This is a genomic window from Kitasatospora sp. NPDC051705, from assembly GCF_044453265.1.
GTDB lineage: Bacteria > Actinomycetota > Actinomycetes > Streptomycetales > Streptomycetaceae > Kitasatospora.
The window spans coordinates 14,043-33,347 of the sequence record NZ_JBITCO010000036.1; the positions used below are offsets into that span (position 1 = coordinate 14,043).

The window sequence follows — 19,305 nt, forward strand, 5'->3', positions numbered from 1 at the left end:
ACGCATGGCCACGGACCGGGCGACTTCGTTTCAGGGGGTGAAGGGCTGGCGCAGGTCGGTGCAGGTGGTGCCGTCGTCGGGCGGGGTGGTGCTGAGGAGGTAGGTGGTGATGTGGCCGGTGACGCAGGCGCTCTCCGCAGGGGAGACGGAGCCGTGTCCGAAGGCGTCGACAGCGAGCAGGCGGGCGGCGGGACCGAGTTCGCGGACCGCGGCCTGCGCGTAGGAGTACGGGGTGGCGGGGTCGTGGAGGGCGTTGACCAGCAGGATCGGTGCGGCGCCGGTGTAGCGGTCCCAGGGACCGCGGAAGACGTCGTCGCCCTCGCCGGGTGTGTAGGGCCAGGTGGAACACTGGTTGAGGCCGTTGAAGACCTGGGGGCGGCCGAAGGTCGGGGCCTCCTGCTCCCACTGCGAGGCCAGGTCGGGGAGACGCTCCACGTCGCGGGGATAGGGCATGTCGCTGCAGTTGACCGCGGGGTTGGCGTTGTTGCCGGTGAACGGGGTGTCGGCGGTGCGCGGGCGGGCGGGGCCGGCACCGCCGACGGCGGGTAGGGCGTCGTAGAGGGACTGCCAGCGCTTGGCGAGCGCACCGTAGCTGCCGGCGTCGGGCAGGCTCGCGTAGAGGTCGTTGACGAAGGAGTTGAGCGTCACGCTCAGGCCGTCGGCGGTCGTGACGGCCGAATCGGCATGGCTGCGCAGGTAGTCGCGGATCGCGTCGAACTTGCCCCGGGGATCCCCGTCCCCGAAGGGGCAGGCCGACGAGCCGGCGTCCTTGCAGCGCTGGAGCACCGCGCCCAGCACCTCCTCGTAGTTGAGCGCGCGGTCGTGCTCGTAGCGCGTTCCGTCCGAGGAGCGCAGGGCGGGGTCGGCGTTGCCGGTGTTGACGATCGCGCGGACCCTGTCCGGGAACATGTTCGCGTAGGTGTCGCCGAGGAACGTCCCGTAGGAGACTCCGAAGTAGGTCAGCTTCTCGTCGCCGACCGCCTGGCGCAGCAGGTCCAGGTCCCGCGCCACGACGGCCGTGGACATGTGGGAGAGCAGCGGCCCGGCGTTGTCGCGGCACAGCTCGCCCTGGGTGCGCAGGGCGTCGGCCTCGTCCGTGAGCTGCTGCGGGGTGACCGGGTCGCGCATCAGCTTGGCGTCGACCGCGTCGAACTGCTGCTGGGAGGTGTAGCAGCGCAGCGGCATGCTGCGGCCGACCCCGCGCGGGTCGAACGCCACCATGTCGAAGCGCTCCAGGACGGCGGGGGAGAGGAAGAACTCCGCGACGACGGGAGCGCCCCAGCCGGCGGCGCCCGGACCGCCGAAGTTCGTGAGGATCGAACCGATCCTCTTCCCCGGATCGCTGGCGCTGCGCTTCATCAGGGCCAATGGCACCGTGTCGCCTTCGGGGTGAGCGTGGTCCAGCGGGACGGCGTAGGTCGCGCAGCGCATCAGAGCGGGGTCGACGTCCTTCGGCAGGCCCGTGAGGGCGTCCTGTGGGCAGTCTTCCCATACCACCGGCGGGACTTGCTGGGCCGGGGCCGGGGCGGCAGCCGTGATGCCAGGACACCCGGCCCAGAGCGCCAGGGCGGTGAACGCCACGGTGATGCGCTGCATTGGCTGCCGTGTGGCGAAGACGGACCCCATGCTGATGCCCTCCGACCGTTGTGCCCGCGCGCTGCCCGCGCCTGAGCCCTTGTCGAGCCCTACCCTCATGCGGCAGTTCGCGTGACGTGCCCGGTGACAGTTCCTCTGGATGGAGGTGTGCAGTCGGCCAGGCCCGTGGTGGTGGGGTGTCGCGGCCGCCGTCCCGTGGGGGACGGCAGCCGGGGACGACTCAGGAGGTCGAGGGCTCGAGCTCGCCCGCGAAGACGATGATCTGGTCGATGAGGCTGCGCCGGAGATGGACGACGTCCGTTCCCCCCAGGCGGGGGCCTCCGTCCGGCGTGGTGAAGACCCACCGGTACCGGGCCCACTCGTCCGGCATGTCCACCGCCGAGCAGCGTGCCATCGTGCCGGTCCCCGCCGGGTGGCGCCGGATGTCCAGCACGAACCGCTCGACCGCCGCGATCCCTTCGCTGCGACCCAACGGCCCCCAGAAGACCACGTCCGAGGTCAGGGCCTGGGAGAGCAGGGCCGTCACATAGTCGTCGTTCGAGGCGTTGAACGCGGAGATGAACGTGTCGATCGCGGATCGTGCCGTCTCTTCCTGCATGCCTCAGTCATACCAGCCGTTGCGCGTGCGCCCGTCCCGCGGGCCGCTTTCCGGTCACGCTGGACCACGGGGCGCGACGCGGTGCCGCGGTGGGGGCAACGGCGGCGCCGCGTTGCGGATCTGACCAGACGTCGATCTCCGGGCAGTTCCACGCGCACAGCTGCCCGCCGCCGAGGCCCGCCCCCGGCACCAACCGCGCGAGGACCGGACGAAGCGGCCTCGCGGCAGCCGCCCTCCTCACCACCACCGCCCATCGCACCACCGCCCACCTCGCGGGGCACTGGACACCGGCGGGGGACTGGACACCGGCGGGGGACTGAGTGCCCCCGGCCCGCTGTGGACCGCGACAACGGACGCCCCAGGCAGCACCCGCGAAGGATTCGAGGCCGCCGGCAAACCGCGGGATCGAGCCGGTCAGCGAGACCACGGCGTACGTGCGGTCACCCACTGGCCTGAAGGTTCGCCCTCCACCCTTCATATTTCACCGCACAAGGTAATTTGACGAAGAATCAGATCAGTTCGTGTAGCACCCTCGATGGCATACGACGAGAGGCCTGACATGTCCCGCCCAGCACACATCGCCATGGTGAACGTCCCGGCGCACGGCCACGTGAACCCCAGCCTGGAGGTGATCCGGGAGCTGGTCGCCCGCGGCCACCGGGTCAGTTACGTCAACGATCCGTCGTTCGCCGAACAGATCGAGTCGACGGGTGCTCGATTCGTCCCCCACGAGACGGGCATGACCGCGCTCCAGGGGGCGGTCGACCCCGCCATCCAGGACCGCGTGCACGGCATGATCTTCGGGGAGGCACAGGCGATGCTGCCCCGGATGCGGGAGGCGTTCCACGACGACCGGCCCGACCTCGTCCTGTACGACTTCATGGCGTACGCGGGACGGGCCCTGGCCGACGGCTGGGGCGTTCCGTCGATGCTGATCTCACCGTCCAGGGTCGCCCCCGGGGGCGAACCGGCGGAGCCGTTCCGGGCGGCCGCGGAAGTCATCAAGGCCGAGGGCATCCCGGAGCGGTTCACCCGGTGGCTGGCCGACAACGGGGTGCCGCCCCGCGACCTGTTCTCCTTCATGCTCAAGCCGGACCGCGCCCTCGTCCTCGTCCCCCAGGCCCTCCAGCCGAGCATCGAGCAGATCGATCCCGAGGTCTACTCGTTCGCCGGCCCCTGCCTCGACGACCGCGCACAGCAGGGGGGTTGGACCCGCCCGGAGGGCGCCGAGAAGGTGCTGCTGGTCTCCCTCGGCTCCGCCTTCACGCACCAACCCGAGTTCTACCGCGCCTGCGTGGAGGCCTTCGGCGGCCTGCCCGGCTGGCACGTCGTGCTCCAGGTCGGCAAGGCGACCGACCCGGCGGAGCTGGGGCCGATTCCGGCCAACGTCGAGGTCCACCCGTGGGTGCCGCAGTTCGCGGTGCTGCAGCAGGCCGACGCGTTCGTCACCCACGCCGGGATGGGCGGATGCAGCGAGGGCCTCTACTGCGGGGTGCCCATGATCGCGGTGCCGCAGGCCGCGGACCAGTTCGAGAACGCCGACCGACTGGTCGAACTCGGCGTCGCCCGCCGCCTGGACACCGCCGACGCCACACCCGCCGCGCTGCGCACCGCCGTGCTGGAGCTGACCGCCGACCAGAAGGTGGCGGACCGCCTGGCGGAGCTCTCCGCGCAGGTCCGTGCGGGTGGCGGCGCAGCCAGGGCGGCCGACCTGGTCGAGGCCGCACTGGCCTGACCCGACCACGGCCCGAGCGGCCCGTGACCCGCCCGGTCCTGCGTCACTTCGGGTGCCGGTCGTAGCACCGGCACCCGTCCTCCTGCCCGAACGACTCCGAGGGGGATCGGACCAGGAGGGCGGCCGGCGGCCCGACCGCGGGTGTGCGTGGGCCGTCGGAGGACGGTGAGGACCCGGTCCGTGTCGGGGCGGGGGTCGGGGTCGGTGAAGAAGGCGACCCCTGAGGCAGGCAGGTCGTCACTGGTGAGGGAGCCGTCGCCGTTGCCCTGTTCCCGTGTCAGCGCTGCCTGAGGCCGTTGAGGAGGTAGTCGATGCGGGCGGCGGTGTCGTCCGGGTCGAGTGGGCCGGTGCCGAGCAGGAGGCGGTAGTAGACGGGGCCGAAGAGGAGTTCGACCATGGTTCGGGTCGGGACGTCGGTGCGCAGTTCGCCGGCTCTGACGGCTTGGTCGAGGCGGTCCTGCCAGGCCTTGTTGCGGGGTTCGAGGAAGTCGGTGAGGAGGTCTTCGGCGAGTCGGGGGTCGCTCTGGGCGTCGGCGACCAGGCCGCGCCAGATGACTCCGAGTTCGGTGCCGAGGGCCTGGATGACTCCTTGTGCGGCGGCGGTGATGTCGGCGGTGATGTCGCCGGTGTCCGGGACGCCGGAGAAGGGCCCGGTGCGGTCGTTGAGGGCTTCGAGGACGACGGCGGCCCTGCTGGGCCACCAGCGGTAGATGGTCTGTTTCCCGACTCCGGCGGTGTGGGCGATGCCCTCGACGGTGACCCGGGCGTAGCCGTCGCGGACGGCGATCTCGAGGGCGGCGTCGAGGATGGCGCGGTGGGCGCGCTGGTTGCGGAGGTCCGGATTCGGGGCTGGTGGCATGGTCCGGATTATTCCACGAGACGTCACGTACCGTCTTGACGTGATCGTCTCGCTCGAGGAACATGGTCCGCGAGGCGAGACGAGACGGTGCGTCACGAGGCGAGACGGTGCGGGTTGCCGTACGGGGGAAGCCGTTTCCGTCGCGGGGGATCGCCTCGACAACTCACCGGCGGGGGCCGTCCATCGGCGCATCCGCCGTCGACGCCAGACGGACTGACACCGAGAGAGCCGAGAAGGTCATGAAGGGGTTCAAGCGCAAGGCGGTGGCGGTCGCTGCTGCCGCGCTGGTGCTGGGAAGCATCGTCACGACCACCACGACCGCGCGAGCCGCCACCACTCAGGGCTACATCAACGGCTTCGGAGACGTCACCGACGACTGGTCCGACGAAGGTCTCCTCTCCATGAGCCAGCACGCCAACAGCGGTGCGACGGGCATCTGGCAGGCCGTGCTCTACATGGACGGGTTCCTCGACGAGTCGGACATCGACTGCAGGTTCGGGCCCAAGACGGCGGAGGCAACCCGGCAGTGGCAGACGAAGTATCTGGGAGCGTCGGAGGCTGACGGTGTCGTCGGTAACAAGACGTTCGGCAAGGCCTCCACTTGGCTCTCCTCCGTCGAGGACACCGGGCCCTGGGCGTACTTCGTCCGGTACAACGGCGACGCCAGGACGTCCTCGGTCTTCCATCGCGACACGACGTCCGGCCTCTACGGGATCTATGTGAACGGGAAGTACATCGAGGGGTACTACAACTCGATGAGCGGCTGCTGAGGGCAGGCCGACCGGATCTGCTCCGGAGCGTAGGGCGACCTGTCGCCGGTGGGCCCGGCACGATGCGGAGTCCACGCCGGCCGGCCCACCGGCCGGTGCAGCTCAGGGGTGCAACGCATCGCGTCGCACTCCCACCCGCAACCTTGTGGGCTCAGCGCGGCCTGCCGGCGCGCCGTGGGCGGCACCCGTCCGCCAAGGCGGCCACCGCCGTCCGCTCCAGGGTGTTCATCCGAGCAGCGGCAGGTACGCCGCCAGGTCGCTGCGCTCCCCGCTCGCCCGGACCGTCGCGGCTTCGACGGCCGAGGCCCAGTCGGTCCGGCCGGTCGCCAGGCGGATCCAGGTCAGCGGGTCGGTCTCCACCACGTGCGGCGCCGCCCCACGGGTGTGCCTCGGCCCCGGCACGGCCTGCACCACGGCGTACGGCGGGATCCGCAACTCCACCGAGCTGCCCGGCACCTGCGCCGCGAAGGCGTCGGCCAGCAGGCCCACCACCGCGGCCACCGCCTGCCGCCCGTGCGGCAGGTCCAGCCCGAGCGCCACCGCCAGGTCGTCGCCGTGCACGACGGTCTCCACCAGTCGGGTCACCAGGAAGTCGCTCAACAGCATCGGGCCGAACCGCATGGCGAACAGCCGCTTCGGCTCGCCGGGTTCCGGCCGATCCAGGGCGGCCAGCAGCGCGTCGGCCGCCCGGTCGAAGGCGCTCGCCACCTCCTGCGGGGTGCCGGCGAACGCGCCCGCGGCGTGCTCGCGCGCCACCGTGTCGACGGTGGCGCTCAACCGCCGCGTCCCTTCGGTCCACTCCACCAGGCTCACCGGCCGGCCCTCCGGCACCGGCTGGTCCAGGTGCTGTGGCAGCCACTCCAGCACGATCGCGAGGTGCGCCACCAACTCCCGTACCGTCCAGCCCCCCAGCCGGGTCGGCCCGGCGAGCGCTCGCTCCGCACCGGGCGCCGCGCACAACGCGCGCACCGTGTCGCGCAGCAGCTCGGTCTGCCCGGCCAGCGCTGCCCGGACCTCGGCGGGATCGTACGTTCGCGGCTCGGCCATGACGGCAGCGTATCCGCCCTCCCCGGCCGACGGGACAGGTCGGGCCGCGGGTGCGCCGGTCGACCTCGTGCATCTGTCGCCACTGTACCCCTGGGGGTATTTACGGGTCGCCGCCCCGGGATGCCCGTAGGCCGGTGCCCGTCGATCCGCGCGGGATTCGGCACCCCCGGACTATTGTCAGGAAACTTTACTTTTTACTAGGCTCTCGGCGGCGGCTTGGCGCGGCGCCCCCTCGATCGGGGCGTGACGCGCTCAGCGAGAGCTCTGACCCGGCCGCCGCGGTGGTGAGGGAACCACCGCTCGACCGGCGGGGATCGCGTGCGGGCCCCGCCGGAGTCCAGCTCTCGCCGTCGTTCGAGGTCAGGGAGTTCAGGGATGCGTCCCCAAGTCTCGGTAAGGCCTGTTCACATCGGAGTCTTCGCCGCGGTGCTCGTGCTGGTCGGCGGACTGTTGCTCGGCTGGTCCGGGCGGGCGGGAGCGGCGGCCGATCCGCTGCTCTCGCGGGGCAAGGCCGCCACGGCCTCGTCCACGGAGGGCTCGTCCTACGCGGCGGGCAAGGCGTTCGACGGGGACACCGGTACCCGGTGGGCGAGCGCGGAGGGGAAGGACCCGCAGTGGCTGCGGGTCGACCTCGGGGCGAACGCCACCGTCTCGCGGATCAAGCTCTCCTGGGAGGCCGCGTACGCGAAGGCGTACCGGCTGGAGGTGTCGGCGGACGGGGCGGCCTGGACCGCCGTCGCCGAGGAGGCGGCCGGCGACGGCGGCACGGACGACTGGACCGGGCTGACCGGCAAGGGCCGGTACGTCCGGATGTACGGCACGGCCCGCGGCACGTCCTACGGGTACTCGCTGTTCGAGCTGGAGGTCTACGGCGTCACGGGCACCACGCCCTCGCCGACCGCCACGCCGTCACCGACCGCCACGCCGTCGCCGACCGGGACCGCCCCGGGCGGGGCGTTCACCGTCGTCGCGGCCGGTGACATCGCGGCGCAGTGCACCGCCTCGGACAGCGCCTGCGCGCACCCGAAGACCGCCGCCCTCGCCCGGAAGATCGACCCGAAGTTCTACCTGACGATGGGTGACAACCAGTACGACGACGCCCGGCTGTCGGACTTCCGCGCCTACTACGACAAGAGCTGGGGCGCGTTCAAGGCGAAGACCCACCCCGTCCCCGGCAACCACGAGACCTACGACCCGGCCGGCTCGCTCTCCGGGTACAAGGCGTACTTCGGCAGCATCGCCTACCCGCAGGGCAAGAGCTGGTACAGCTTCGACGAGGGGAACTGGCACTTCGTCGCCCTCGACTCCAACGCCTTCGACCAGAGCGCCCAGATCGACTGGCTCAAGGCCGACCTCGCGGCCAACACCCGCAAGTGCGTCGCCGCCTACTGGCACCACCCGCTGTACTCCTCCGGCGGGCACGGCAACGACCCGGTCTCCCGGCCGGTGTGGCGGATCCTCTACGACGCCCGGGCGGACCTGGTGCTCAACGGGCACGACCACCACTACGAGCGGTTCGCCCCGCAGGACCCGGACGGGAAGGCCACCGCCGACGGGATCGTCGAGATCGTCGGCGGGATGGGCGGCGCCGAGCCGTACCCGATCGAACAGGTCCAGCCGAACAGCCAGAAGCGGATCAGCGGCGACTACGGCGTGCTGAAGCTGGACCTCACCGACTCCGGGTACGGCTGGAGCTTCGTCGGGACGGACGGCAAGGCCAAGGACACCAGCCCGACCTACAGCTGTCACTGATGATGTACCTGGCCACCACGGGCCGTCGTCCGGACGCGCCGCCCCGCCCGGCCGGGGTGGGGCGGCGCATCCCGGGCACGGTCGTCGCGCTCGGTGCGGTCAGCCTGGTCACGGACGTCTCCTCGGAGATGGTCACCGCCGTGCTGCCGCTCTACCTGGTCCTGGGCCTCGGCCTCTCACCCCTCCAGTTCGGCTTCCTCGACGGACTGTTCAACGGAGCCACGGCACTGGTCCGGCTCCTCGGCGGGCGGCTCGCCGATCGCGGCTCCGGCCGGCACCGGACCGTCGCCGGGGCCGGCTACCTGCTGTCGGCACTCTCCCGGCTGGGGCTGCTGATGGCCGGCGGGGCCGCCGGCGGCATCGCCGCCGCGCTGGCCGCGGACCGGCTCGGCAAGGGTGTGCGCACCGCACCCCGGGACGCGATGATCATGCTCAGCGCACCGCCGGAGACCCTCGGCCGGGCGTTCGGCGTGCACCGGGCGATGGACACGACCGGGGCACTGCTCGGCCCGCTGGTCGCCTTCGTGGTGCTGTGGGCGACCGCGGACGCGTACGACGCGGTGTTCGTGGTCAGCTTCGCCACTGGCCTGCTCGGTGTCGTGGTGCTGGGCCTCTTCGTCCCGGCCGACCCCTCGGCGCCGCCGCCACGGGCCGCATCGACCCGCCCGGTCCCGTCCCCGGTCCCGGCCGCGGGGCCGAAGGCCGCACCCGGCCCGAACGCCGGACCCGGCCTGACCGGCCCGAACGCCGCACCCGGTCCGACCGGCACGGCCGCCCGGCCGACTGCAGACCCCGCCTTCCGGCGGGTGGTCGCGGCCGCCGCGCTGCTGGGCGCCGCGACCGTCGGCGACTCCTTCCTCTACCTCCTGCTCCAACGCGGCCTCGACCTGTCGGCCGCGCTCTTCCCCCTGCTGCCCCTCGGCGCGGCGGCCTGCTACCTGCTGCTCGCCGTCCCCGCCGGGCGGATCGCGGACCGCGCCGGACGCCGGATCCCGTTCCTCCTCGGCCACGGCGCGCTGCTCGCCGCCTACCTGACGCTCCTGGCCCCGTCGGGCCTGCCGGCCGCCGTGCTGGTCCTGGTCCTCCTCGGCGTCTTCTACGCCGCCACCGACGGCGTGCTGATGGCGCTGGCGGCGCCCGCGCTCCCGGCTGCCGGGCGGGCGAGCGGCCTCGCCGTCCTGCAGACCGGACAGGCCCTGGCCCGCCTGGTCGGCGCGGCCGGGTTCGGCGCGGCCTGGACGTGGTGGGGGCCGCGCCCGGCCCTCGTCGCGGCCGCCCTCGCCCTGGCCACCGCACTCACCGCCGCCTGGCGGATCCTCCCGGGAAGGAAGGCGCGCCGATGAAGTCGCGAACGGTCCTGCTCGTCCTCGCCGCCCTCGTCCTCCTGGGCGGCTCCCTCGGCTACGTGGTGCACGCCCGCCAACGCGACGGCGTACCACAACTCGCGGCCGCGGAAGCCTCGTTCACGCTCGATCAGCCCGGTCTCTACTACCGTGACACCGCCACCGGCCGCGTCGCCCGCAGCCCGGGCGGCGAGCCCGGCGGCCCGTCCTGCGCCCGCTTCTACGCCGCGGGGGACCGCGCCCTGTGCCTGCGCGCCCTCCCGGGCACCCCCGCCCGGACCCAGGCGGTGGTCTACGACCGGCGGTTCACCGAGCTCCGGTCGGTGATCGTCCCCGGGATCCCCAACCGGGCCCGGGTCTCGCCCTCCGGCCAGGTGCTCTCCTGGACCACCTTCGCCGTCGGCGACTCCTACGCGGCGGACCGCTTCTCCACCCGCACGTCGATCCTCGACCTGCGCACCGGCTACCTGATCAAGTCCGTCGAGGAGATCCCGCTGACGATCGGTGGCACCCGCCACCACGCCGCCGACGTCAACTACTGGGGCGTCAACTTCGCCGCCGACGACAACCGCTTCTACGCCACCGTCTCCACCGCCGGCCGCACCCACCTGGTCGAGGGCGACCTCAAGGCCTGGTCGGCCCGCACCCTGCGGGAGAACGTGGAATGCCCCTCGCTCTCCCCGGACGGCACCCGGATCGCCTTCAAGAAGAAGGTCTCCGCCGATCCCGCCGCGCCCTGGCGCCTCCACGTCCTCGACCTGGCCGACCTCCACGAACACCCGCTGGCCGAGACCCGCAGCGTCGACGACCAGGCCGCCTGGCTCGACGACGCCACCCTCGCCTACGCCCTCCCGGCCCGGGCGGGCAAGGCCACCGACGTCTGGGCCACCCCCGCCGACGGCACCGGCACGCCCCGCCTCCTCCTCCCCGGCGCCTTCTCCCCGGTCGCCGTCCCGCCCCCGCCGGCCTGACGCCTGCCGCCCGCCGCACCGGCCCGGGACGGTGGGCAGCGCCGCCCGTGGACGTGGACGTGGACGAGGGAGTCTCCACGATGGCGCACGATCACCCGGAAGACGCTCGGCTCGGTGGCCCGGCGGCGCTACGCGGCCCGCGACGCCGGAGCCGGCCAGGCCGAGCAGGAGCGGCCCGCACGTAGGAAAGCCAGGTGCCGACCGCATGACCGCCTACCGAGGCCCACAGCTGCGCGGCTGGTGCGGGCCCGTGTACGGCTGGCCCGCGACTCAGCTGTGGTCCCCGGCGCGCTGGGACGCCGCCGCTCCCGCGGTGTAGAAGGCACGCAGGCGGTACTCGGCGGCGGCGTCGGACTGCCCGTCCGCGTCGAGGACGTCGGCGGCGAGTCGGTAGGCGCGGCCGAGGGCGGGGCCGTACACGCCGGGGTCCTCGGCGAAGTGGGGGCCGACGGCCTGGACCGCCTCGGCGGCGTCCCGCCACGCGCCCGCCGTGTCACCGGGCAGCAGAGAGCGACCCCGTCCGGTCAGCGTCACCGCCAGCGACACCCGCGAGCCCGCCGTGCCCTGATGACCGGACCCCAGAGCCCGCACCCGCCCTCCCACCACGGATCGCAGTATGTCGACGGCTTCGTCGGTGCGTCCGGCTTGCCGGTAGGAGGTGGCGAGGTTGCCGCGGATGGTGAGGGTTCGGGGGTGGTGTGCGCCGAGGGTGCGTTCGCAGTCGGTGAGGACCTGTTCCTGGAGGTCGATGGCTTCGTCGGTGCGTCCGGCTTGCCGGTAGGAGGAAGCGAGGTTGCTGCGGGCGGTGAGGGTTTGGGGGTGGTGTGCGCCGAGGGTGCGTTCGCAGTCGGTGAGGACCTGCTCCTGGAGGTCGATGGCCTCGTCGGTGCGTCCGGCCTGACGGTAGGAGTGGGCCAGGTTGTTGCGGGTGGTGAGGGTTTGGGGGTGGTGGGGGCCGACGACGCGTTCATAGTCGGTGAGGACCTGCTCCTGGAGGTCGATGGCTTCGTCGGTGCGTCCGGCCTGACGGTACGAGGAAGCGAGGTTGCTGCGGGCGGACAGGGTCTGGGGGTGATGGGGTCCCAGGACGTTTTCGCGGTCGGTGAGGACCTGCTGCAGGAGGTCGATGGCTTCCTGGGTGCGTCCGGCCTGCTGGTAGGAGGAGGCGAGGTTGTTGCGGGCGGTGAGGGTTTGGGGGTGGTGTGCGCCGACGACGCGTTCATAGTCGGTGAGGACCTGTTCCTCGATGGTGATGGCTTCGTCGGTGCGTCCGGCCTGCCAGTAGGCATGGGCGAGGTTGCCCCGGGTGTTGAGGGTGTGGGGGTGGTGTGCGCCGAGGACGCGTTCGCGGTCGGTGAGGACCTGCTGCAGGAGGTCGATGGCTTCCTGGGTGCGTCCGGCCTGCCGGTAGGAGGAGGCGAGGTTGTTGCGGGCAGTGAGGGTGTGGGGGTGGTGGGGGCCGACGACGCGTTCGTAGTCGGTGAGGACCTGTTGCAGGAGGTCGATGGCTTCCTGGGTGCGTCCGGCCTGCTGGTGGGAGGTGGCGAGGTTGCTGCGGGCGGTGAGGGTCTGGGGGTGGTGGGGTCCGAGGGCATGTTGGGCGGCGGCGGCGAGGTGCTGCCAGTGGGCGGTGGCGTGGAGGCCTGCGTTCAGGAGGCTGTCGCCGGCCCTGAAGAGGACGGGGTGCCCGTCGGGGTTCCAGAGGTGGTCGCCGGCGTGGGCGGTGAGGGTGGCGGTATTGGCCCGCAGGACGGCGGCGAGGTTCCGGTCGTGATGGTCCTCGTCGGGCCAGGCCTGCTCGACGGCGTCGGCGGCCGCCCGCACGAGGCGGGCGCGGCGTTCCCGGGCGGGGGCGCTGTCGCGGACCGCGTGCTGGACCAGGCGGTGGACACGCACCGCCCCCCACCCGCCGTCGGGCGGGTCGTCGGCGGTACTCGCTTCCCCGATGGCACCCGTCCGGGCCGGTGCGGGGGTGTGGTCGAGGAGGTTGAGGCGGTGCAGGACGCGCAGGACGTCCTCGGCGTCCTCCTGGTCGACGGGCACGAGGGGGTGGATCTCGTGGTCGGTCCGGCCCGGGCCCGCTGTCACGGGGGCGTTGTCGCCGTCGGCCGCTGACGGTCCGGTGGCTTCGCCGGTCGACGTACTCCGGGCCCGGGCGAGGTAGGCGCGGGCGGCTTCGGTGGTGAGGACGGTGTCGGGGACGGCGTCGGGGTCGAGGACGCAGGCGAGTTCGAGCAGGGGCCGGGCGAGGCCTTGGGGGCGGGTGCGGTCGGCCTGCTCGATGGAGATGTCCCACAGGGCGGCGATGGTGTGCTGCTGCTGGTCGGGCAGACCGGTGCGGTCGGGCAGGCTCTCTTCCAGCCGGCGGGCGCGGTCGGCGAGCAGGGCGCGGTAGCGGGGGATGGCGCGGGCGGTGTCGTTGAGGTAGGCGGCGGCCTGGGCCAGCGCGATGGGAAGGTGCCCGAGGTCCTGCGCCAAAGCGGTGAGCTGCTCGTCGGTGTCCGCGCCGCGTAATGCGGCGCGTCCGGGGTTGTCGAGGGCGGAGCGCAGGTAGGCGAGGGCTTCTTCGGGGGAGTAGAGGTCGACCGGGAGCAGGGTGCGGGTCGTGGTGGTCCAGGCGCCGTGGCGGCTGCGGGTGGTCACCACCGTCCGCCCGTTCCCGGTGTCGGGCGGACGCAGGACGGTCAGCGCCGCCGGGTCGGGGACGTTGTCGAGGACGATCAGCCACCGCCGGCCGGAGACCTGGAGCCAGGTGAGGAAGTCGAGGGCGGCTTCCTCGGCGTCCTGTCCGTCGTACTGGCCGGGGGCGACGGCGCGGGCCGCCTGGGCGTAGGCGGTGGTGATGGCGTTCGTCGTGGCGGCGTTCACCCACATCACCAGGTCCACCGGTGCCGTCCGCCGCACCGAAGCCGCCGGGGTGGCCCCGCCGGCCCCGTCGCCGTCCGGGCCCGTGTCCGCGCCGGTGGCGCCGGGCGTCGCCGGTCCGGGGACCGCTGCGGCCGGCCCGGCTGCGGCGGTGAGGGATGCCTGCAGGACCTGGTGGGCGTAGTGGGCGGCGAGCTGGGTCTTGCCGACGCCGCCGGTGCCCGTGACGACCTGGCCCAGCACCGCCGTCCTCCCGCCATCTTCGAGAGCGGTCCGCAGCATCTCGCTCTCGGGGCGGTGCTGGAAGTACCCGGCGAGGTTGGGGATCCGGCCGACGAGCACCGGCCACCGGACCTCGACAGCGGGCGCGGTGGTCCTGTTGTCGATGATGAGGTCCCGGCCGGCTTGGAACACGTCCCCGTGGACGGTGCCGCCGTCGACCAGGTTCGAGACCCCGGAGGGCTCGCCCGTTCCGGCTCCCGTGTGCGGCTCGGCTGCCGCCCGCCGCGTCTCTCGATGCATCCGCGTCCGCCCCGCCTACGACGCCGCCTCCCGCAGAGGCTCTTCTCCCAGGGGAGGGATTGTCCCACCCGCCGCCCTGCCCGCGGGGGCGAACGCCGAACAGCCGTCTCCCGGCCGCGACACCCCGCGCACCGCGCTGGCGACAGTACTCCGACACCCCGCGCACCGCGCTGGCGACAGTACTCCGGCACCCCGCGCACCGCGCTGGCGACAGCACTCCGCGGCCCCTGTGGAGCCGTGGACCCGGGTGGGTCATCCGCTGCCGGGCGGGCCTCCGAAGGTGCGCCGGTAGGCCTGCGGCGTCGTGCCGAGGCGGCGGGCGAAATGGTGGCGGAGGTTGTCGACGCTGCCGAAGCCCGTGCGGTGGGCGACGACGGCCACCGGCTCGTCCGTGGTCTCCAGGCGGTGCCGGGCGAGCAGGACGCGCTGCCCGGTGAGCCATTGCAGCGGGGTCGTCCCGGTCTCCCGTTGGAAGTGCCGGGCGAAGGTCCGCGGGGAGAGATGGGCGTGGCGGGCCATGGCCTCGACCGTCAGGTCCTGGTCGAGGTTGGCTTCGATCCAGGTCAGGACGGGGGCGAGGGATCCGGTCCCGTCCTGGGGGAGGGGGCGTTCGCGGTACTGGCGCTGGCCGCCGTCGCGGTGCGGGGGCGCGACCATGCGGCGGGCGATCGCGTTGGCGACGGTGCTGCCGTGTTCCTTGCGGACGAGGTGGAGGCAGGTGTCGACGCCGGCGGCGGTGCCGGCACCGGTGATGACCGGGTCCTCGTCGACGTAGAGCACGTCCGACTCGACCCGGGCGCGCGGGTGGCGGCGGGCGAGTTCGTCGGCGTACCGCCAGTGGGTGGTGCAGCGCCGCCCGTCCAGCAGCCCGGCATCGCCGAGCAGGAAGGCCCCGGTGCAGATGCTCAGGACGCGGGCGCCGCGCTCCACGGCGGCCCGCAGTTCCTCGACCAGGTCGTCCGGTTGCCGCACGTGCGGGTCGTAGGCCGGAACGCAGATGAGGTCCGCCGAGGCCAGCCGTTCCAGGCCGTGCCGGGTCCGCACCTCGAAGCCGTGCCGCGTCGGCACGCTGTTGCCGGTTCCCGAGACGAGGGCGAAGTCGTAGACGGGGAGCGCATCGTCGCTGCGGTCGATGCCGAAGACCTCGCAGAACACGCCCAGCTCGAAGGCGTGGGCGCCCTGGAGGGCCAGGACGGCGACATCGCGGAGCATCGGCTCCCGTTCTCCCCTCACGACGGTGGCAGGAATTTCAGCCTACCCGTCGTTTCTGCCACTGCCGGCGGGTGCTCCGTCCTGGAAGGCTCGCAGACGTTCCCCCCTCCAACCGCGCGAACAGCGAGGCACCCCATGACCACGCACACCCCCGCCTCAGGCGCCGCCCTCTCGTCGCAGGCGGCGCAGGTCCTGCGCGCACTCGCGCTCGACGAGGACCTGAAGTGGCGCATCCCCGGCGACCCCGTGCTGGGCTCCTTGGCCCGCAAGGTCGCCCGGCGGTACGTGGCCGGCGAAACCCTCGCCGACGCCCTGGAGCGCGCGCAGCTGATCCTGACCGCCGGCCACCGGGTGAACGTCGAGTACATGGGCGAGAGCTGCCGCGACCCGCAGCGCGCCGTCGAGGAGACCGACACGTTCCTCGCCGCCGCCCGGCTGCTGCCGCCCGAGTGCTCGATCTCCCTCGACCTGTCGCACATCGGCCTCGCCGTCGACGCGGAGCTCGCCCTGGCCAACGCCTCCCTGATCGCCCGGGCCACCGCCGCCACCGGGCGCGAGATGATGATCTCGGCCGAAGGCTCCGACCGCACCGACGCGGTGCTGGCCCTGCACCGCGAGCTGTGCGAGCAGTTCGACCACGTGGGCATCACCGTCCAGGCGCGCCTGCACCGCACCGCGGACGACCTGCCGGAACTGCTCACCCGTCCCGGCCGCATCCGCCTGGTCAAGGGCGCCTTCCTCGAACCCGGGACCATCGCCCACCCGCGTGAGGCCCCGGCCCTGACCACCGCCTACCTGGAGTACGCGCAACAGCTGGCCGACTCGGGCCACCTGTGCTCCTTCGCCACCCACGACCGGGAGCTGATCGACCGCATCGACCACCACCTCGGCGGGAAGGGCCACGACTGCGCCCCCTGGGAGTTCGAAACCCTCCTCGGCCTCGGGCCCGACCGCCTCGACGCCATGGCCGAGCGTGGCCATCCCACCCGCGAGTACGTCGTCTTCGGCACGGAATGGTGGCTCTACGTCTGCAACCGACTCGCCGAGGACCCCCAGCGCCTGCTCCAGGCCCTCCTCGACGCGGCCGGATGACCCCACCCCGCGCCGGTTCCGGCCCCACTCGTGCGGGTTCGGCCGGCCCGCCGGCGTTCCGGGTCTTTCGGGCCCGCCCGTGCCCATGGTTCCGACACGACGTCAGATGGCGCAGTGGCGGGCGCCTTCGGTCCGGTCGGCGGCGCAAACCCGCGTGCGGCTGGACGGGTGTAGTTCGACACCTGGCTCCGGTGGCCTCCGCCCGAAGCGGTGCGCCTCCGGGTTGCATGGGCCTGCGCCTCGGCGCGGGGCGTGCCGGGGCCTTCACGGCCCCGGACCCGACGAATGAAAGAGCACGATGGCAGAGCACGACCCTCGTCGCCGCACCGGTCGCGGCCCTCTACTGCGCGGGCTCGCCGCAGCCGTGCTCGCGGGCGGCATGCTGGTGGCCTCGGCGGGACCAGGACACGGGGCCGGCGCGGCCGCTCTGGCGCCCGGCACGCAGTTCACGCCGCTGACGGCGGCAGTGATGACCGAACCGGCGCCGTTCGACGCCACGGACGGCAAGACGCACCTCTCGTACGAACTGCTCACCACGAGCGCACTGTCCAGCAGCGCGCCGGTGCGGCTCGACCGTGTCGACGTCAAGGACGCCCGCACCCAGCAGGTCATCGGCTCGCTGAGCGGGCAGGCGCTGGCCGAGGCCGCCAATCCGGTGGGTGACCCCCTGCCCGGTGCGGACGCGTACACCCCGCCGCCCCCGGCGCCGACGCCGACCGTCATCCAGGGCTCCCAGCAGTGGATCATCTGGCTCGACCTGACCCTCGACCACGGCCGGGCGGTACCCGAGGTCCTCGAACACCATCTCTCGGGTGCCATCCTGACCGCCTCCGGCCCCTCCGCTTTCGAGGAGACGGTGCAGGCCACCCCGACCGCCCGCACCGCGCCCTTGGACCTGAACCCGCCGGTCCTCCCCGGCACCTGGTACGCGAGCGAGTCGTGCTGCGGCAACACCCACCACCGGCGCGGCCTCGCCCCGATCAACGGCCGCTTCGACGTGCCGCAGCGCTTCGCGATCGACTGGTACCGGGTCGGCGAGCAGGGGCAGGCCTGGGAGGGCGACCCGGCCCAGCTCACCAGCTACCTGAGCTACCGCCAGCCGGTCGCGGCCGCGGCCCGCGGCCGGGTCGTGGAGGTCCAGGACGGAATCCCGGACAACCCGCCGCCCCACACGCCGCCCATCCCACCGATCGAGGACACCGTCGGCAACCACATCACCCTGGAAGTCGCACCGGGCCGCTACCTGCTCTACGGCCACCTGGAGCCCGGCTCGCTCAACGTCCGGGAGGGCGACTGCGTCGAACCCGGCCAGGTCCTCGCGCTGATCGGCAACAGCGGCAACTCCACCACCCCGCACCTGCACTTCCAGGTGATGACCACGGCCGAGTTCTTCCCGACCGACAGCCCGCCGTTCACCTTCCGGCGGTTCCGCGTCCTCGGACAGGTCGAACCCCGGATCTGGGACGACAACCTGGGCCTGCAACCGACCGGCGTCCTGCCGATCACGCCCTCGCCGTACGACGGCCCCCACCGAGCGCAGTACCCGCTCGACCGCGAGGTGCTGGAGTTCTGACCCGACTCCGGCACGTCCCCCGGGCGGGCGCCGACGACACGGCGCCCGCCCGGACGCATCCGGTCGGGACGCATCCGGGTCGGGACGCATCCTGTCGGGACGCATCGGGGCGGGCGCTCGCAGGCGCCCTCGACCGGCCGGCACGATCGGACCGGCGACACCCCCTGATCCCCGGCACCGTTCTGGCCGGCCGGGGCCGCCGGCCGGCAACGGAGGAAGTTCGTTCCCGAAGGGGACTTGGCGTTGCTGCGGATGGAATCCGGCGACGGCCGGATCCCGTGCCGACACACCGCCGCACCCCGCACCGTCACGCGAAGGCGGCCGAACCCGGCGCCGCCCGGTGCACCACGACCTGGCCGCCGGGCTGCTGCTCGGCCGGTGCCCGCTCCGGCGCCGCGCTGCCCTCGCCGTTCCGTCCTGGCCGCCGCGCTGGACGGCCTCGCCGAGCCCGACCCCGTGGCGGCCGGGGCCGGGCCACCGCCCACGGCCCGGCCCACCGGGGGACCACCACGGCGCCCGCCCAGGCCGCCCGCGCTCCGGGGCGTGCCGTGGCCGCCGTCCAAGGGATGGAAGCGGGAGCTCGCCGACCGTCGGCAGGCCGAGCAGGAATCCGCCGACTGGTCACCCGGGCCGCTGCTCTGCCGGCTTCTTCAGGTGAGGCGCAGGTCGACGTAGGCGATGGTGTCGCCCGGGAGGACGTAGCGGTCGATCTCGCCGAAGCCGTGAGCCTCGGCGAACCGCAGGCCGTCCTCGTTGGAGGCCAGGACGACGGTTTCGATGGTGGTGGCGCCCAGAGCGCGGGCATGCTCCAGTGCGCGCTGGTAGAGCTGCTCGCCGAAGCCCTGGCGGCGGTGTCCGGGGAGGACCCGGGCAATGACGGTGGCGGTGGACGGGCTGTCGCCGGCGGGTGGGCGTACGGTCGTGCAGCCCACCGGCTCGCCGTCGAGGTACGCGACCTCCAAGTGGTTGCGCCCGGCCCGCTCGCGCACCTCGTCGAGTGACAGGACGTCGGTCGGGATGATCACGTTATGGACGCGTTGCCAGTCGGCGAGCATGGCGTCGCCTACCGGTTCTGTGAAGCTGAGCTGAGGCATTGAAGCAGGAGAGCCGTTCACCCCGCGAGGCGTCAACTGGATAACCCAGTCACAGGAGCAGACCGGGTGGGGCCTGATCCAGACAGTGCCCGGCCGGCCGGCGACCCGCTCGACGGCCTCCTGCTGGACGTCGCCGACTGGAACGTCGAGCAGCTCGTCGACGACGCTGCGCGCGGTCGCCGACCTCGGCGGGCGTGGGACATGGCCGCCGGGTTCGATCGGGTACCGGTGGCAGGGAAGGGTGGTGTGAGCGGGCTGTCCTTCCCGAACGCCGAG

14 protein-coding genes are annotated in these 19,305 nt (G+C 73.0%); 7 read left to right on the forward strand and 7 right to left on the reverse strand.

From position 1 onward, the window contains the following. Window positions 1-30 precede the first annotated feature (30 nt). Complete coding sequence (locus ACIA8Q_RS30645; protein WP_396318030.1) at window positions 31-1,596, reverse strand: alpha/beta hydrolase; 1,566 nt, start codon at window positions 1,594-1,596, stop codon at window positions 31-33. Window positions 1,597-1,816: 220 nt separating this feature from the next. Continuing rightward, window positions 1,817-2,194, reverse strand: coding sequence for a nuclear transport factor 2 family protein (locus tag ACIA8Q_RS30650; RefSeq protein ID WP_396318031.1), 378 nt, complete (start codon window positions 2,192-2,194; stop codon window positions 1,817-1,819). Window positions 2,195-2,729: 535 nt separating this feature from the next. Here ACIA8Q_RS30650 and ACIA8Q_RS30655 point away from each other — a divergent pair. After that, window positions 2,730-3,929 (forward strand): macrolide family glycosyltransferase, encoded by a 1,200-nt coding sequence (locus tag ACIA8Q_RS30655; RefSeq protein ID WP_396318032.1) that lies wholly within the window; start codon window positions 2,730-2,732, stop codon window positions 3,927-3,929. Between the two features lie 277 nt (window positions 3,930-4,206). Here the strand turns inward: ACIA8Q_RS30655 and ACIA8Q_RS30660 are convergent, their stop codons facing one another. Beyond that, window positions 4,207-4,788, reverse strand: a complete 582-nt coding sequence (locus ACIA8Q_RS30660) for a TetR/AcrR family transcriptional regulator (RefSeq protein WP_396318033.1) — start codon at window positions 4,786-4,788, stop codon at window positions 4,207-4,209. Window positions 4,789-4,850: 62 nt separating this feature from the next. Here ACIA8Q_RS30660 and ACIA8Q_RS30665 point away from each other — a divergent pair, with 62 nt between their 5' ends. Next, window positions 4,851-5,558 (forward strand): peptidoglycan-binding protein, encoded by a 708-nt coding sequence (locus ACIA8Q_RS30665; protein ID WP_396318034.1) that lies wholly within the window; start codon window positions 4,851-4,853, stop codon window positions 5,556-5,558. A gap of 225 nt (window positions 5,559-5,783) precedes the next feature. Here the strand turns inward: ACIA8Q_RS30665 and ACIA8Q_RS30670 are convergent, their stop codons facing one another. Continuing rightward, complete coding sequence (locus ACIA8Q_RS30670; RefSeq protein ID WP_360213435.1) at window positions 5,784-6,605, reverse strand: sterol carrier family protein; 822 nt, start codon at window positions 6,603-6,605, stop codon at window positions 5,784-5,786. Between the two features lie 375 nt (window positions 6,606-6,980). On the opposite strand from ACIA8Q_RS30670, the gene ACIA8Q_RS30675 reads away from it, so the two are divergent. Genes ACIA8Q_RS30675 through ACIA8Q_RS30685 form a run of 3 tightly spaced genes read left to right on the forward strand, consistent with a single transcriptional unit; the run spans window position 6,981 to window position 10,671 of the window. Then, complete coding sequence (locus ACIA8Q_RS30675) at window positions 6,981-8,357, forward strand: discoidin domain-containing protein (protein WP_396318035.1); 1,377 nt, start codon at window positions 6,981-6,983, stop codon at window positions 8,355-8,357. 2 nt (window positions 8,358-8,359) lie between these two features. Then, complete coding sequence (locus tag ACIA8Q_RS30680) at window positions 8,360-9,700, forward strand: MFS transporter (protein WP_396318055.1); 1,341 nt, start codon at window positions 8,360-8,362, stop codon at window positions 9,698-9,700. Further along, window positions 9,697-10,671, forward strand: coding sequence for a hypothetical protein (locus ACIA8Q_RS30685; RefSeq protein ID WP_396318036.1), 975 nt, complete (start codon window positions 9,697-9,699; stop codon window positions 10,669-10,671). Before ACIA8Q_RS30680 ends, ACIA8Q_RS30685 begins: the two co-directional genes overlap by 4 nt. A gap of 270 nt (window positions 10,672-10,941) precedes the next feature. Here the strand turns inward: ACIA8Q_RS30685 and ACIA8Q_RS30690 are convergent, their stop codons facing one another. Next, window positions 10,942-14,058 (reverse strand): tetratricopeptide repeat protein, encoded by a 3,117-nt coding sequence (locus tag ACIA8Q_RS30690; protein ID WP_396318037.1) that lies wholly within the window; start codon window positions 14,056-14,058, stop codon window positions 10,942-10,944. Window positions 14,059-14,310: 252 nt separating this feature from the next. Then, window positions 14,311-15,270 (reverse strand): helix-turn-helix domain-containing protein, encoded by a 960-nt coding sequence (locus ACIA8Q_RS30695; protein ID WP_360213429.1) that lies wholly within the window; start codon window positions 15,268-15,270, stop codon window positions 14,311-14,313. Window positions 15,271-15,405: 135 nt separating this feature from the next. On the opposite strand from ACIA8Q_RS30695, the gene ACIA8Q_RS30700 reads away from it, so the two are divergent. Both ACIA8Q_RS30700 and ACIA8Q_RS30705 read left to right on the forward strand, forming a co-directional pair. Continuing rightward, a complete protein-coding gene (locus ACIA8Q_RS30700) occupies window positions 15,406-16,362 on the forward strand; it encodes a proline dehydrogenase family protein (protein ID WP_360213427.1) in 957 nt (318 codons plus the stop codon). Between the two features lie 298 nt (window positions 16,363-16,660). After that, entirely contained in the window at window positions 16,661-17,935 is a 1,275-nt protein-coding gene (locus ACIA8Q_RS30705) for a M23 family metallopeptidase (RefSeq protein ID WP_360213425.1), read from the forward strand. 650 nt (window positions 17,936-18,585) lie between these two features. On the opposite strand, the gene ACIA8Q_RS30710 is transcribed toward ACIA8Q_RS30705, so the two are convergent. Beyond that, on the reverse strand, window positions 18,586-19,029 hold the full coding sequence (locus ACIA8Q_RS30710; protein WP_360213423.1) for a GNAT family N-acetyltransferase: 444 nt from the start codon (window positions 19,027-19,029) through the stop codon (window positions 18,586-18,588). Window positions 19,030-19,305 lie beyond the last annotated feature (276 nt).

Excerpts from the sequence above, each read along its gene's own strand:
- ACIA8Q_RS30645 (WP_396318030.1), bottom strand. The coding sequence starts at position 1,596 with ATGCAGCGCATCACCGTGGCGTTCACCGCCCTGGCGCTCTGGGCCGGG.
- ACIA8Q_RS30650 (WP_396318031.1), bottom strand. The coding sequence starts at position 2,194 with ATGCAGGAAGAGACGGCACGATCCGCGATCGACACGTTCATCTCCGCG.
- ACIA8Q_RS30655 (WP_396318032.1), top strand. The coding sequence starts at position 2,730 with ATGGCATACGACGAGAGGCCTGACATGTCCCGCCCAGCACACATCGCC.
- ACIA8Q_RS30660 (WP_396318033.1), bottom strand. The coding sequence starts at position 4,788 with ATGCCACCAGCCCCGAATCCGGACCTCCGCAACCAGCGCGCCCACCGC.
- ACIA8Q_RS30665 (WP_396318034.1), top strand. The coding sequence starts at position 4,851 with ATGGTCCGCGAGGCGAGACGAGACGGTGCGTCACGAGGCGAGACGGTG.
- ACIA8Q_RS30670 (WP_360213435.1), bottom strand. The coding sequence starts at position 6,605 with ATGGCCGAGCCGCGAACGTACGATCCCGCCGAGGTCCGGGCAGCGCTG.
- ACIA8Q_RS30675 (WP_396318035.1), top strand. The coding sequence starts at position 6,981 with ATGCGTCCCCAAGTCTCGGTAAGGCCTGTTCACATCGGAGTCTTCGCC.
- ACIA8Q_RS30680 (WP_396318055.1), top strand. The coding sequence starts at position 8,360 with ATGTACCTGGCCACCACGGGCCGTCGTCCGGACGCGCCGCCCCGCCCG.
- ACIA8Q_RS30685 (WP_396318036.1), top strand. The coding sequence starts at position 9,697 with ATGAAGTCGCGAACGGTCCTGCTCGTCCTCGCCGCCCTCGTCCTCCTG.
- ACIA8Q_RS30690 (WP_396318037.1), bottom strand. The coding sequence starts at position 14,058 with ATGCATCGAGAGACGCGGCGGGCGGCAGCCGAGCCGCACACGGGAGCC.
- ACIA8Q_RS30695 (WP_360213429.1), bottom strand. The coding sequence starts at position 15,270 with ATGCTCCGCGATGTCGCCGTCCTGGCCCTCCAGGGCGCCCACGCCTTC.
- ACIA8Q_RS30700 (WP_360213427.1), top strand. The coding sequence starts at position 15,406 with ATGACCACGCACACCCCCGCCTCAGGCGCCGCCCTCTCGTCGCAGGCG.
- ACIA8Q_RS30705 (WP_360213425.1), top strand. The coding sequence starts at position 16,661 with ATGGCAGAGCACGACCCTCGTCGCCGCACCGGTCGCGGCCCTCTACTG.
- ACIA8Q_RS30710 (WP_360213423.1), bottom strand. The coding sequence starts at position 19,029 with ATGCCTCAGCTCAGCTTCACAGAACCGGTAGGCGACGCCATGCTCGCC.